11 protein-coding genes are annotated in these 14,892 nt (G+C 39.4%); 9 read left to right on the top strand and 2 right to left on the bottom strand.

Annotated elements, in window-relative coordinates:
- Positions 1–14: 14 nt before the first annotated feature.
- Both CKQ54_RS06215 and evgA read right to left on the bottom strand, forming a co-directional pair.
- Positions 15–3,281 carry a response regulator gene (locus tag CKQ54_RS06215; RefSeq protein ID WP_120349666.1) on the bottom strand — a complete coding sequence of 1,089 codons (3,267 nt, stop codon included), beginning with the start codon at positions 3,279–3,281 and terminating at the stop codon, positions 15–17.
- Positions 3,274–3,888, bottom strand: a complete 615-nt coding sequence (evgA, locus tag CKQ54_RS06210; RefSeq protein WP_112289462.1) for an acid-sensing system DNA-binding response regulator EvgA — start codon at positions 3,886–3,888, stop codon at positions 3,274–3,276. Before evgA ends, CKQ54_RS06215 begins: the two co-directional genes overlap by 8 nt.
- A 483-nt stretch (positions 3,889–4,371) precedes the next feature.
- Here evgA and CKQ54_RS06205 point away from each other — a divergent pair, with 483 nt between their 5' ends.
- The 9 genes from CKQ54_RS06205 to CKQ54_RS25430 all read left to right on the top strand — a co-directional run bounded on the left by CKQ54_RS06205 (position 4,372) and on the right by CKQ54_RS25430 (position 14,750).
- Positions 4,372–5,520 carry an HlyD/EmrA/EmrK family protein gene (locus CKQ54_RS06205; RefSeq protein WP_244220176.1) on the top strand — a complete coding sequence of 383 codons (1,149 nt, stop codon included), beginning with the start codon at positions 4,372–4,374 and terminating at the stop codon, positions 5,518–5,520.
- Positions 5,520–7,043, top strand: a complete 1,524-nt coding sequence (locus CKQ54_RS06200) for a DHA2 family efflux MFS transporter permease subunit (RefSeq protein WP_120349665.1) — start codon at positions 5,520–5,522, stop codon at positions 7,041–7,043. The genes CKQ54_RS06205 and CKQ54_RS06200 overlap by 1 nt, the downstream gene beginning before the upstream one ends.
- A gap of 1,043 nt (positions 7,044–8,086) precedes the next feature.
- On the top strand, positions 8,087–8,650 hold the full coding sequence (locus CKQ54_RS06195) for a fimbrial protein (RefSeq protein WP_113876269.1): 564 nt from the start codon (positions 8,087–8,089) through the stop codon (positions 8,648–8,650).
- A 60-nt stretch (positions 8,651–8,710) separates the two neighbouring features.
- Positions 8,711–9,394 (top strand): fimbrial biogenesis chaperone, encoded by a 684-nt coding sequence (locus CKQ54_RS06190; RefSeq protein ID WP_244220175.1) that lies wholly within the window; start codon positions 8,711–8,713, stop codon positions 9,392–9,394.
- Positions 9,395–9,429: 35 nt separating this feature from the next.
- On the top strand, positions 9,430–11,934 hold the full coding sequence (locus CKQ54_RS06185; RefSeq protein ID WP_120349700.1) for a fimbria/pilus outer membrane usher protein: 2,505 nt from the start codon (positions 9,430–9,432) through the stop codon (positions 11,932–11,934).
- A 12-nt stretch (positions 11,935–11,946) separates the two neighbouring features.
- Entirely contained in the window at positions 11,947–12,483 is a 537-nt protein-coding gene (locus CKQ54_RS06180) for a fimbrial protein (RefSeq protein WP_120349664.1), read from the top strand.
- Positions 12,476–12,994, top strand: a complete 519-nt coding sequence (locus CKQ54_RS06175) for a fimbrial protein (RefSeq protein ID WP_120349663.1) — start codon at positions 12,476–12,478, stop codon at positions 12,992–12,994. Before CKQ54_RS06180 ends, CKQ54_RS06175 begins: the two co-directional genes overlap by 8 nt.
- A complete protein-coding gene (locus CKQ54_RS06170; RefSeq protein ID WP_167459621.1) occupies positions 12,987–13,652 on the top strand; it encodes a fimbrial biogenesis chaperone in 666 nt (221 codons plus the stop codon). The genes CKQ54_RS06175 and CKQ54_RS06170 overlap by 8 nt, the downstream gene beginning before the upstream one ends.
- A gap of 15 nt (positions 13,653–13,667) precedes the next feature.
- The gene (locus CKQ54_RS25430; protein ID WP_147243259.1) at positions 13,668–14,750 is read left to right on the top strand and encodes a fimbrial protein; all 1,083 of its coding nucleotides are present in this window, start codon (positions 13,668–13,670) and stop codon (positions 14,748–14,750) included.
- Positions 14,751–14,892 lie beyond the last annotated feature (142 nt).

Below are 14,892 nucleotides of genomic sequence, written 5' to 3'. Positions count from 1 at the left end.
AAATATCACTATTATTATCTGTCTGGCAGTTCTTGAATGTCTGCCGGACAAATAATGGTGATCTCTTCACTGACGTCCTGCAAAATGCTTCTGACTGATTTCAGCACTGACAGACAATATTCATTCGTCAACTCAATCTCATCCATGGCTTCAACAGGGACAAGAATTGTTTTAAGTTCTGCTATTTCGAGAAGCTGAGAAGCACCATGAAGGCGATGCATGGCCTGCCTGAACTTGCTGAAAGAGCCCACTGTGATTGCCTTCTCAGCTTCAGCCAGATCCTTCTTAGCTTCACGATAGAAAACCTGAATCAGCTCATTGAGCAGATCCTTTTGTCCGCCAGTGTTGCGATTAAGTACATCCACATTGAGATGAGAAATCGCAGGTGTAACCGGACGCCCCCGCGCAAGCTTATTGAGTTCATTGGTCAGAGTTCCCAGGGAAACGGGTTTAAAAAGACAGAGATTCATGCCGCTTTGCAAACATTTCTCTCGCATGTGCTCCTGAGCATTTGCCGTCAGTCCCCAAATTTGTAAAGTGGGATGGCTTTTTCGTATGTCTTTAGAAAGTGTAATTCCATCTTTGCCCGGCATATTAATGTCAGTAATCAACAAATCGAAATGCATTCTCCCTAGCATTTTCTCTGCCACATCCCCGTCACTGGCTTCATGCACCTCATAACCGATATTTTGTAATTGCCTCCTGAGCAGCAGGCGGTTAGCTGGATGGTCATCTGCTATCAGAATAGAGAGAGGGGCGAGAGCTAAAGGCTCACTTTGAGGTACTGCGGAAATGTCTGGCTGTGGCGCACATATTTCCACAGGTAAGTTGAGGGTAAGAGTCGTTCCGCTGCCGGGCTGGCTATCCATCATGAGTGTGCCATGCATCAGCGAAACGAGCTCTTTGCATATCGCCAGCCCTAAGCCAGACCCGGTTTGCAAACGTCCGGACCTGGCCTGGGAGTAACGCGTAAAAAGTGTCGCCTGTTCGTCCTGGGAAATACCGCATCCGGTATCACTGACAAGGATCTGAATTCCGGTTTGATAGTCGCTAAACCTATGCTGATGCACACACACCTGAACCCCACCCTTATCAGTAAACTTCAAAGCATTACTGATGAGATTATTCACAATCTGCCTGAGTGCCTGAGGGTCAACGAGTATCTGTATATCATTGGGAAGAGTAATATTAACATTTAATGAAAGATTTTTTTTCTGTGTAATCCCCTCAAAAGAGCGGCATATTTCAAGAATCAGTTTATTAACATCGGTTCTTTGGTAGTGAATCTGATATTTACCTGACGCCACTTTATCAACATCAAGTATTTCGCCGATCAACCCTAACAATGATTGCGCTGTGGAATATACCTGTGAAATAGCTTCCCGATGTTGTTGATCATCGAGTTTATGACCGTCCAGTAACTCTAAGAAACCCACAATGGAGCTGACAGGAGTGCGCAATTCATGTGTCATCGTGGCGAGAAACTGACTTTTTGCTTCCGTTGCAAGAATCGCTTTATTTTTTTCCTCTTCAAGTGCGCTGGAAAGAGATTCTTTCAGCTGAAGCTGAATTTCCAACTGACGCTCGGACTCTTTACGTTTACGTACTTCACTTAACAGATAAATTCCCCAAATCAGGCTACTTATAATCAGTGTTCCGGCTAACGCGATAACGAGATAAAATTGCTTGCTGTATAGGTTCCAGGTTTCAATCTGAACTTTAGGCATCTTTGACCATTTTTCAGTCAACTGAAGTATCTCTCGCGGTGGAATCGACATAAGAGCTTTGTTTAAAATGGATTTCAATTCAGGATCGCTTTTGGATAAGGCAAAACTGATTGGTGCAAGCGGCATATCGGAGAGGCGCATATAATTTAATGCATTAGGATAATAGTGATCGATGATATAGCGTGCTGATAATTGAGTTGTCACTGCTGCATCAACCTCACCTTTATTCACCATATTCATAGCAATGCTGGTGTTTTCTACTAAGATCCATTTTACCTGTGGGTACTTATCCCTGAGTTGACGGTCAATGGTAAAGTGAGAAGGTATTGCGACCTGAGTAATATCTTTGAGCGAAGTATCCACTGCTCGTTTTAGTTTCGTTACCAGGACAAAAGGGACTTTCATAAAAGGATCACTGAATGAAATATGATCTACCCTTTCACTGCTATAAGTGGCGGCGGGGATCAGATCCCACTCCCCTTTAAGCATTATCTTAATCATTTCAGCATTTGAATTAGTAAATACCGGTTCAAATTCCAGACCGGTTTGTATCTGGATAAGATTCAAGATATCACCCATAATGCCGCGAATTTCATTCTCGTGATTGGTGATTGTAAAAGGAGGATAGTATGGGTTGACAAGCACACGTATTTTTTTATGTTTCTTAAGCCATTTCTTCTCTCGGCCAGTTAATGAAATTGGCTTATTTAAAAAAGAGAGATTCCCTCTGTCTAGCCAGTTTTGAGTAATCTGAATATTTGTTTCATTTGATATTGCATGAATAAAGTTATTGATAGTTTCACAGAGTATGATTTGTTCAGAATTAAAAATGAAGTGATTATCCAGATCTGACTGAAGAAAGTAACGTATCACTGAGAGTGACTGAGGAAAAAACTTAGAAATATAATTACCGGTGGAGATGTTATCACCAATAAAGTAAGTATTTTCATTATCTGATACTGATGACATGGCGAGATAATCAGTATCATAATATTTAATCACTGCATTAGGGAAGTCAGCTTTGATACTCCCGGCAGGAGGGCATGATTCAGAGCATGCAATTGTGACCGTTTTATCTGTTGATAAAGGCTGCATCGCGTTTTTTAAGGATGTCACGAGCGTCGGATAGGTTCTGACTAAAGCCGAGCTATGCAGTAAATCATCCTCTTCATAGGCTTTACGCGTCAATGGGGTAAGGAGCATATCGACGTGGTTTTTTCTGAGTTCTTCAAGTGCTTCGGCCTCGCTGCTATACAGTGTAATAGTGATCTTAACACCCAGGCTCTTTTGCATTAACGCCAGATAATCAGCATTAATTCCTCTGTAATAATGGTCAACGCTATCGTACACAACGGGTGAAATCTCAGGCGTCCATGTACCAATAACCAGACTCTGTTTACGGGCAATCAGGCGTATTTCATCCTTACTTAATTTGACCCTCTCAAAATTATTAATAAAACTATTTTTAATTTCAATATTCTTTACCGTGGCCGCATTTACAGGGAATAGCACAATTAAAAGTATAAACGCAAAAATCTTCATGAGTTTATCCAAGCTTATTTCTTTGCGCAAAACTAAAAAGATCCATCAAAGAATTACAGTTAAGCTTTTCTAACAAACGTCTTTTATAGGTACAAACTGTTTTATTGCTAATGTTCATTTTACTGGCGATACTGGTATAATCAGTACCGTTAATCATATATCTGAAAACTTTTACTTCCTGCATGGAAAGTGAATCCAGTTTGCCTTGTTCACTTGTTGTCTCGCCATAAAAACGACTCAGCGTGAAAGGGAAATAACTGTAACCATTATTGGCAGCTTCAATTGCAGACATAATATTATTAAGTCCTTCTTTTTTACTGACAAATCCATTTGCGCCTAATTCTGCACTGCGCTGTCCATAAAAGACTTCATTTTTAGCCGAAATGACGATAATAGCCCCTGAATAACGACGCTTACGTAATTGTTCCAGCACTTCGATACCGCTTAGTACAGGGATGTCGACATCAATGATAAGAAGATCGGGTTTTAGCGTTTCGACTTTATTGACGACGTTTCCCCCTTCATCCAGTTCTGCCAAAATGTCTATTCCATTTGCATTAAGCAAATTTCTTATCGCGATGAGTGCGATAGGGTGGTCGTCTACGATTATTGCCTTCATTATTAAATCATCATCCTTTGATTTAACAAAAATTAAACATCAATTCCTTCAAATTTCCTGTGTCCGAGAAAATATGAGAGATACATATAACGACATTTACAATTGAAATATGCGAGTCGTTAAATATTAATTAGTGAGGTTGCCACATGAAATACATTCTAACATTTATTACGGGAGTGAATATAAACGCAATATAAATGAGGACATAGTTAAAGATGAGAGCTATACGCATTCAGCAATATATTGTTTTAATATTGTTAATTTTAGATTAATTATTTCGGCCATCGATTACATACGTAAGAAAAATTCTACAAAGAATACGAATCATTCTTCTATAAATACCATGCCTTTCTATTATCTAATAGTTCCAGAACGTGCAGCTTAAACCCAAGTTATCAGGAAGTTAAACTCTTTACTGAGTTCTGCCTTTTTGTCATTGATGTCTGACAGCGTCGACATCAAGAAATAATTGTGGATATATCCGTGAAAATAGATTTTAAGAATAAAAAAATAGTCATCACTAGCATTATTATTATGATTATAACAATTTCCATCGTGACCTTAGCATATAGATATCTCTTACTGGGAAACGTGCAAACCACGGATGATGCTTATGTAGCAGGAAACATAAATCCGGTATCAGCGCTCATTAATGGAAGTGTCATTACGGTTAACCATACTGACACCGAATTTGTAAAGGAAGGTGATGTGCTGGCGGTTCTTGATGATACCGATGCACAACTCGCTTATAAAAAATCTAAACATAACCTGGCGTATGTTGTCCGGCAAACGCAACAGCTTGCCTTTCAGAATGACCAGCTTGAAGCAGATGTCAGGCAGGCAAAAATTGCGTACAGCCAGGCGGTAACTGATTACGAGCGTCAAACCGGACTGAGCCGTGATGCATTGATTGCCAGAATGGCGCTTGAACATTATCGAAATAAGGTGTCCTCCCAAAAAGCAGCATTAGATGCAGCCATTCAGCAATATAAAGCCAGCAAAGCATTGTTGCTTGATACGCCCATTAATGAACAACCGCAGGTTCTGCAGGCCGCAGATGCCGTTCGAGAGGCATGGATCACTTTGCAACGTACGGTGATCCGCAGCCCGGTGACAGGGTATATCGCAGAAAGAAATGTGCAGGTTGGTCAGACTGTTTCTGTCGGGCAAACGTTGATGTCAGTCATTCCTGTTGAACAAATGTGGGTTAATGCAAACTTCAAAGAAACCCAGCTTAGCGGCGTTTCTTTAGGCCAGAAAGTGACCATTATCAGTGATATTTACGGAGATGAAGTCCCATATGAAGGACATGTCACCGGGATAAATATGGGAACTGGAGGTAGTTTCTCCCTCCTGCCTGCGCAAAATGCCACAGGTAACTGGATTAAAGTCGTTCAGCGCGTACCAGTGCGGGTCGCACTCAATCCAGCGCAACTGCTTGAACATCCCTTGCGAATTGGTCTCTCCACGACGGCGAAGCTCTATTCCAGCGGTCAAAATGAGGTGGGTGATGAAACACTTTCAAAACATGTTATTTCAACCCCCGCCTTAAGCAGTAAGGCGCTTGTGGTCGAAACACGGGGAATTGAAAGTGTGATCACCGGGATTATTGCGCGAAACGGGGCACAATAATGGCGTGTTCATCATCAGTACTCCCGCCGCTGAAAGGCAGCACCCTAATTTTTGTCACTATTGCGCTGGCAATGGCGACTTTTATGCAAATGCTCGACTCAACAATAACGAATGTGGCGATCCAAACGATTTCCGGGTCATTGGGCGCTTCTTCCGATGAAGGAACCTGGGTTATTACATCTTTTGGTGTGGCGAATGCTATTTCGATTCCTGTCACGGGGCGACTTTCGTTGCGTTTAGGAGAACGACGTCTTTTTTTAATGTCTGTCACACTCTTTTTCATGACATCGTTTTGTTGCGGAGTGGCCTCCAGTCTCGATATGCTGATTTTCTTTCGTATCATTCAGGGATTAGTCGCAGGCCCCCTCATTCCGTTATCTCAAAGCCTGCTCTTGCGCAATTATCCCCCGGAGAAACGCACCTACGCTTTAGCTATCTGGTCTATGACCGTTATCATCGCCCCGATTTTTGGCCCTATTCTCGGGGGCTATATTTGCGATAATTACCATTGGGGATGGATCTTTTTTATTAATGTCCCTATGGGTATCGCGGTAGTTTTAGTTTGTTCTTTCTTACTGAAGGGTCGGGAAACTGCCACTCAGCCAGTGAAACTCAATCTGATCGGACTAAGCCTGCTGGTATTGGGAGTGGGGTCTCTGCAAATAATGCTGGATAAAGGCAAAGACCTTGACTGGTTTAGCTCCTCCACGATTGTGACGCTCACAATAATTTGCGTTGTGACTTTGCCCTTATTCGTGCTGCATGAAATAAAAGATAAAAACCCCTTGGTTGACTTAAGTCTTTTCAAATCCCTGAATTTTAGCATCGCCATTTTGTGTATTGTTTGTGCCTATCTTATCTATTCCGGTGCTATTGTTTTGATGCCTCAACTTTTACAGAGTGTATATGGCTATACTTCAGTTTGGGCTGGTTTAGCTTACGCACCGATAGGCATAATGCCACTGATCATCGCTCCACTCATTGGTCGCTACAATAAGAACATAGACATGAGACTGCTGGTTACATTCAGCTTTACGGTCTATTTCATATGCTATCATTGGCGTTCTGTTACTTTCACGCCGACGATCGATTTTACGTCAATTATTTGGCCGCAGTTGATACAAGGGTTCGCGGTTGCGTGCTTCTTTCTGCCTTTAACAACGATATCTTTAGCAGGACTTTCTTACGATAAATTGGCTAGTGCTACAAGCCTGAGTAATTTCTTGCGCACTCTGTCAGGTTCTGTAGGGACATCTTTGACGATGACGTTATGGAGCCGGAGAGAATCGGTGCATCACGCCCAGTTAACAGAAAATATTAATTCTGCCAATCCTGTTTTTGAGCATTATATCAGCAGTTTAAAAACGGCAGGATTAAGCACTGCTCAGGGGCTGGAATACATTAATCAGACCATTACTCAGCAATCACTGCTGATTTCTGCGAATGAAATATTCTCTGTTTCGTCTTATGTTTTTCTTACACTCACTTTATTGGTTTGGTTTGCTAAACCTTATAAAAAATAAGAGGAGGATACTGATGGGCATGAAACGAGTGTTTAATCTATATTTAGCGTTAATAAATCCAGTCTGATTAATTGTCAACGTCCCCTGCCCGTCTGTGCATTTCTATATTTAGATTATTATCTCTATGGTGGTTTACAGCTTCGGGCACTCTAAACCTTGTGATAGCAGAATAGCGATTACATCTGTCTGCCACTTCCCCCCCCCTTGGCTTTGTGTAAATACAGATATAACCGCGACTGATTTCTTAGTTAACGGGATAGTTCACAGAAACGTAAATAACATCCCTCTCCCCTGAGTGGGTTATTTTGAAGTTGCGAATGATTTTTTGACGTGAAAAATCGGCAAGTTTCAAATTTTACTATCATTCGGACATATTACATTTATGTGACAGCAGCCTGAGTCCTACCAAACCTCCGATTATGTGCCTGAACTACCAGTCTTCGCTTTGGGAAAACTGCCTCAGATGACAGTTCTCATCCTCACGGGCTTTAGCATTTATAAAATCAGCGATTTCCATCCTCTGGATACAGTCAATCAGTTGTAAAAGGTGGCTTTAGCAGTTCCATAGACATGATTTCGGTCAGCATGTGGATGATGTCACCCAACTCATAGCTTCATAAAGGTGATAAGGCAGTATTGAGGGGGAAAAAAGATGACAAAACGTTATTTATAAATGTTTTTGACAATTAATTTCTGACGTTTTATGAGGTGAGACAGGTTGTTATAAATAATTATATAACTTAAGAAACCATGAAAATTGCGATTACTCCTAACCGCTGGATGTTTACTGTACGAAAAATTATTGATCTGAATATATTTTTAAAATCCAAATCGAGGAAAATCTTAATTTGCAAAAGATGATATTTTTAGGATTATACCCACAAATATCATCAGTGAAGGATGACAGGGGAATTAATACCAGCTTGATTCTGGAGAATTGATACCCTTAAACTTGCTCCGCTTCCCGGTATGTCTGAAATACTTTTCTGCCGGGGTTAGCGTTCTCAACACTTAACATTGGTAATTACAGCAAGGAAGATTTTATGAAAATGAAGAATGTGTTACTACCTGCTTTTGCTTTCGGTTTTTTAATTTCAGCATCAGCTGCTTATGCTGAGGGTGAAGTTGATCCGGTTACAACAACTGGCGGCCAGGTAACTTTTAATGGAGAAATTACTAAAGGCGCATGTTCTGTTGCCAGTGACGACACAAATAAAATTGTTAATCTGGATACTGTGAGATCAAGCGTATTTACTGCTAAAGACCAGGTAGCTAATGCACGTAAACCATTCACCATTTCCTTGCAGGATTGCGACACGACGACATATAAAAATGTTAGCGTAAGTTTCACAGGACAAGCTGATGCGACTTCACCTAACCTTCTGGCAAATAATGCAGGCGCTGGCGCTGCAACAAATGTCGGGTTGCAGATTTATGGGCCAAATAATGAAGCCTTAGCTCTAGGTACTGGACAAACCGCACCAGTAGCATTGAACGAAGGCGCTACATCGACTATTAATTTTGCAGCGGACTATGTTTCCACTGCAGCCGTAGTCGGTGCTGGCAAAGTTCAGTCCGTAGCAAATTTCATGCTTACCTATAACTAAATAATAATATTAGCTGGTACTCGAGACCAGCTAATAATTGAATAATCCCAGGGGAAAACCTTGAAATTTAATTTATTAATTTTACTCATTTTAACTTTTATTATGCCTCCTGCTTTCGCCGAAGGGGTCTCGTTAGGGGCTACTCGTTTAATATACCCGGCAGATAAAAGTCAAACTGCGATAAAAATATTTAATAACGATAAGAAAAATAATTTCCTCGTCCAATCCTGGGTTACCGATAAGCAGGGAAATAAAGTCGATGACTTTATCGTAACTCCACCACTATTTGTGTTAAATGCAAATACTGACAGCGTATTACGTATTGTTTATGCTGGTGATAAAAATAAATTACCCAATGACAGAGAGGAACTTTTTTATTTCAATGCTAAAGTGATCCCATCTTTAAGTAAAGAGGAACAAGAGCTTAATAACTCGCTATTGGTTTCAATTACAACAAAAATAAAATTATTCATAAGGCCAAATGATTTGAATAGCGAAGCGAGCGATGCTGCAAAAACGCTCGCTTGCCAGCTCAACGGTAAAACATTACAAATTAAAAACACATCACCATACTACGTAAATATGGTCAATGTTAGCATCAATAACAAAGAAGTTTCTAAGGCGGAAACCATTGCCCCATTTGGCAATGTAAGCATTGCTATAAAATCATCAGGATCAGAAATAAAATATAGTTTCATCAACGATTATGGAGTGCAAGTCAATAATAATACTTGCAAGTTATAGTCTTAATTTTAAAAAATAAACGATTGGATCTAGAAATGTATTCCTTAAGATTTATTACATTTGCTTTGCTTTTTGTACGCATAGCTCAGGTACATGCTGAGGATTATTTCAATCCATTGTTCTTAGGTAGTGATGTAGCTTCTCTGCATGACTTATCATTTATATCTAAAAATAATAACGTTACACCTGGCGTTTATTATTTTGATGTTTATGTAGGCGACAAATTCATCAAGAACAGTAAAATTCGTTTTGTCGAAGTGAATTCTAAGGAAAAAAAAGTTGAACCGTGCTTCACATCTGAGTTAGTTGACCTTATGCCATTTAACGATAGTCTAAAAAAGAAATTGCGAGCTATTGGAGATAATAGTAAATGCATAGACTTACAAAAAAATGTTAGTGGCTCATCGTATCAGGTCGAGATGTCGAAGCTGCTTCTGAGAATATCTATACCTCAAATATATCTTGATGCCACACGCTCTAGCCTGGCTGATGTAAGAGACTGGGATGATGGTATTCCCGTATTTATTAGTAATTATGACTTTACCGGGAGTAACTCAAAAAACACAAATAACTCCAATTTTTCATCGTCTTATTTTAGCTTTAATAATAAGCTGAACTACGGAGCATGGCGTTTTAATGGTAATATCTACTGGAATCAGAGTCATTACGGTGTAAGTCATCACAATGAAAAAAAGATAAATAACGTCTTTGCGAGCAGAGCTATTCAGGGGCTTAAAAGCAATCTAATCATAGGTCAAAATTCATTAGGATCTAATTTATTTGATTCACTTACCTATACTGGTGTTACACTGGCTACATCTGAAGAAATGCGTCCGGAAAGTGAAAGAGGGTATTCACCTCCGATTAAAGGTATAGCAGATAGCCGCTCTAAGTTAACAATTAGACAAAATGGTGTAATTGTATACCAAACTTATGTTGATGCAGGCCCCTACGATATTAAGGATTTGAACCCGGTAGGTAGCAGTGGTGATTATCAGGTAGAACTCATTGCTGCAGACGGTACTGTTAAAAATTTTATAATTCCCTACTCTACATTGCCTAATTTGTTAAAAACGGGACTATATAATTATTCTGCTACAGCAGGCGAACTTGATCTCCAGGCTGCCAGGAAAGCATCATTTTTTCAAGGTTCTGCTTCATTTGGCTTGCCGCATGAAACTACAATTTATGGTGGTACTCAGTTATCAGGAAATTATCGATCCTTAGGACTCGGTTTAGCAAAAGATTTAGGTGGGATTGGTGCGCTATCATTTGATGCCATCAATTCGTATTACACTGAGGATGCGCATGACAAAGAAGTTGGACAATCCTATAGAGTGTTGTACTCAAAGTCTTTCCAGGATATTGGAACAAATATACAGATAACCGGCTATAGATATTCAACATCTAATTATTACTCACTTAATGAAGCGGTTCAAAAAAATAACAACCAGTATATTGACCCGCTTACTGGAGAGTCAGTGAACTATAATTATTCCGGTGCAAGGAAAGCTTCATATCAGTGGAATATATCCCAAAATCTAAACAATTTTGGGCAGTTATCTCTATGGGGTAATACTACGGATTATTGGAACGGCGGTACATCGAAAAACATTCAAGCAGGTTGGAATAAAACCTTTAACAAACTCAATAACATGATGCTGTCCTTAAGTTTTAATAAATATGAGTACAATAAAACAAAAAATAATTTGTTTTTTGTATCTTTTACCATACCCCTTTCCGGTCGCGGGCGGAACAACATTGCATATATTTCCAATAGCTATACTTATAACAAACAGGATGGAACATACAATAATAATACAAGCTTGTATGGTACTGCGTTAGACAATAGAATGGATTATAATATAAATCAAAGTATTAACAGAGAACATGATAACAATACAACATATCTTTCCGCTAATTATAGGTCTGATTATGCAAGATTTAAATCAGGTTTAACATTCTCCCCTGTAACAAAACAAGCAGATTACGGAGTTAGCGGTTCTATTTTAGCACATGAAAATGGTATTGTTTTCTCTCAACAAGCGAATGACACTGCGATCCTGGTTGAAGCTGCTGGTGCTAGCGGAGCAAGAATTAACCGGGCAGGAGAAAACATTACTATAGATAAGCATGGGTATGCTCTTATCCCCTATGCATCGCCATATCATTATAATGATGTTGAATTGGATCCTTTAACATTTGGTGATGACTTTGATGTAGAAGGCAGAGTTATCAAAGTGGCGCCAACGCGAGGCGCTGTCTCGAAAGTAGTTTTTGATGTTAAAAGAGGCTATAACTTCTTAGTTTCGGTTAAATATAAAAACAAACCTATACGATTTGGAACAATCGTGAGCGAAGAAGGAAATAACTCATTCGCTATTGCCAATGATGATGGAACAGTATATCTGACTGGAGTCAGTAACAATGCCACCTATAAAGTAAAATGGGATGATGAGGACACTTGTAAATTTGTAATACATTATGACGAGAATTTTAAATCCAGAACAATAAATAGAACTCAGGTCGAATGTCATTGAGGAGAATGTGCATTGAAACTTAAATTTTTCCAGTATATGTTCTTGTTTGTTCTGATCAACGCTATACACCTACGCAGTTACGCTGCTGATGTGATGGTGAGTATCAATGGCGCCTTGAGAGATCAAAATTGTAATGTAAATAGTGAAGACCTCACCAAGAATGTTGTTTTTTCTGACTTGAATACATCTGCCTTCAAAGCGCCAGGGAATGTGAGTAATAAGGAAGAGATAGACATTGGTTTAGACTGCCTGGGTACTTCGAGCAACATTTCTTACCAATTTACAGGTGAGGCCAATGAACTGGATCCGACGTTGCTAAAGATTAAGGGCCAGCCAGATATGTCGGAACCTCTTGCGCAAGGGCTTGCTATTGAAATATTAGATGACAAAGGTAACCGAATTCCTTTGAATACCAAGTTAGCCCTGGGTTCACCTGTAACGACCGAAAAATATACTTTAAAATTCTTCTTGCAATACAGAGCGGTCGCAGTCCCTGTTGCAGCTGGTGACGCGTCATCAGTACTTTTCCTGGATATGTATTATGATTAAACAATTTTTAATTTGTCTGGGTTTTATTTTTACCTGTTTTCCAGGTAGTGCTGAGCAGATAACTATAAATATCAGTGCAAAGTTGAGCTCATCAACTTGCTCTCTTTCTTCCGGGAGCAATAACTCCGTTGTTAACATGACGACTGGACTCTTAAATGGTAAGAATTTAGGAGTCCCTTTTGGTCTCACACCATTTAATATAATAATTGAAAATTGTCCTTTAGAAATTAACACAGTCAACGTGAGATTTACTGGAGCTAGCGATGAGAAAATGCCTAATTTGCTTCAGATTAATTCTGGTGCAGAGGGTGAAGCAAATGGTGTAGCCATTGGATTATATGACATGAATATAACTAACCTGGACATCAGGAATAATTTTAGTAGCTTTAATTTAACTCATTCATCGGATATTAATAAACTAAGTTTCTACGCTGCCTATGTTAAAACATCTGGCGAAATGTCTCCCGGAAAAGTCACGGGCGTCACATCATTTGAAATCTCCTATGACTAGAATAGTTTTTATCTTAATATTGTCTCTGATTATATTGAGTGCGGACTCTCTGGCAGGTGTTTCTGTCGTCGGAACCCGTTTTATAATTACTCAAAATACCAAAAGTTTGCCTATAAAAATCATCAATGACAATGAAAATGATTATTTAGTCAAAACCAATATTTCTGGAAACGATGAAGGTCGCTTTGTCGTAACCCCTCCTTTATTTTTACTTGCTAAGAACACATCTAATATACAGATGCTGATCCCAGATAAAATAGAAAATATTAAAGCCGACCAACTATATTCACTGACTATTGCATTTATACCCAACTCAAAGAAAATGAAGGATTTCAGTACAATATCATTGGCACTGAGGTCACATTTTAATTTGATTTACAGACATGATAATCTCTCAAAATTTGATCCTGCGCTCCTTGCCTTGGTAAAGGAAGGTAATGACGTTTTTTGGTTAAGAAATCATTCCAATTTCGTTTTGACTATCAATATAAAATATCCGAGCACTGAGAAATTAGATAGCAGAATAACTTTAATTCCTGAAGGGAAAGTCAATGTAAGTAAATTTTGCAAATTGAAGAAATGTAATTTTTGGGTTTTTGTAGTCGACGATGATGACTCAATACTTAAAAAAATACATATGAATAATTTTAATAGTTGATTATAAGGATGAATCATGAACAAAAGCACTTACTTGTTCCCTTTTTTTATAGTATTAACCTTAATTTGTTTTCCTAAAGAAGGTCTTGCTGTAGTTGAGTCTTATTACTCGAGGAATTATACTTCTGGGGACATTGTTATTAATAATGCTGCGGATAGCATGGCATTTGCTACTGTCTTAGCTGGTTCGGGGATAGGCAGGCAGGTAAAAATATGTTCGAACAATACAATTAATTATAGCCTTAGAAGGGTTGATTACGTTCCAGTTGCAAGCTATTTAGGTCAGACTTATTCAAGTGCAGGTTCTAGTGTTATGTATTTGTTTGATACTGGCGCACCGGGGTTTGCACTAATTCCCTTTTATAATGTGTCATCTAATGCAGCGATGATAACTTACGGACAAACAGTCAGAACTACTGTCTGGAGTGGTAATTATGATAATGGTGCACGCGTTTATAATGGAATACCTACTACTTATGGTTCGTATATTTGGAAAGGTTCAGACCGCCCTAATGATGGCTATACCTTAATTCCGGGGCAAGAAATGTTCCGTTTCGAATGTTACGATGAAACAAATACCCTCCAGGAAATTATTCATATCAGTACAGGTAGCGCAAATGTAAGAGCTTCAATTAGAACTTGTACCCCAAATGTCGTGACAGCTTCTGTTGACATGGGGGCTGTGGCCATGTCTTCTTTACTCAATTCGGCTGCATCACAATTAATAAATACTCAGCAGGTAACATTCTCGCTTGTTTGCGATCCAAGCATCGCACTGTATTACTCAGTTTCAGATTTAAATAATCCTGCTAATCGAAGCACTATCACCTCCTTAACCTCTGATTCAACAGCTTCGGGTATAGGTTTCACATTAACGAATTCTTCCGGAACCCAGCTTTCTTTCGGTCCTGATGGCTCAGCAAAAGATATCCCCGGCCAGACTAAGTATTTTATTGGCAACAGCGGCGGTGTTGTGGGTTCTGACAAAAACCTTCCGATGGCACTTACTTTAGGATTTAGTTACGTCCGTGATACATCCAAAGACTTAAAGAGTGGTACTGCAAAATCATTGATAGGCATTACTTATTCTTATCAATAACCTAGCAACATTATGTATCGATTCTCTGCAAATACGGTAAAAAGAGCCTGAGCGCGTGGTTGTCAGCATCCCAGCCACTTCTGTCCACTGCTGCCCAATGCTGATCCTTTCCCACACATATTCCCAGGCATTCGCGGGTGTA

The sequence above is a fragment of the Rahnella variigena genome, assembly GCF_003610915.1.
In the GTDB taxonomy this organism is placed as follows: Bacteria; Pseudomonadota; Gammaproteobacteria; order Enterobacterales; family Enterobacteriaceae; genus Rahnella; species Rahnella variigena.
This window is presented reverse-complemented; position numbering and strand designations above follow the sequence as displayed.

Bases quoted from the DNA above. Each gene is read 5' to 3' on its own strand.
- CKQ54_RS06195 (WP_113876269.1), top strand. From the start codon at position 8,087: ATGAAAATGAAGAATGTGTTACTACCTGCTTTTGCTTTCGGTTTTTTA.
- CKQ54_RS06200 (WP_120349665.1), top strand. From the start codon at position 5,520: ATGGCGTGTTCATCATCAGTACTCCCGCCGCTGAAAGGCAGCACCCTA.
- CKQ54_RS06175 (WP_120349663.1), top strand. From the start codon at position 12,476: ATGATTAAACAATTTTTAATTTGTCTGGGTTTTATTTTTACCTGTTTT.
- CKQ54_RS06170 (WP_167459621.1), top strand. From the start codon at position 12,987: ATGACTAGAATAGTTTTTATCTTAATATTGTCTCTGATTATATTGAGT.
- CKQ54_RS25430 (WP_147243259.1), top strand. From the start codon at position 13,668: ATGAACAAAAGCACTTACTTGTTCCCTTTTTTTATAGTATTAACCTTA.
- CKQ54_RS06185 (WP_120349700.1), top strand. From the start codon at position 9,430: ATGTATTCCTTAAGATTTATTACATTTGCTTTGCTTTTTGTACGCATA.
- evgA (WP_112289462.1), bottom strand. From the start codon at position 3,888: ATGAAGGCAATAATCGTAGACGACCACCCTATCGCACTCATCGCGATA.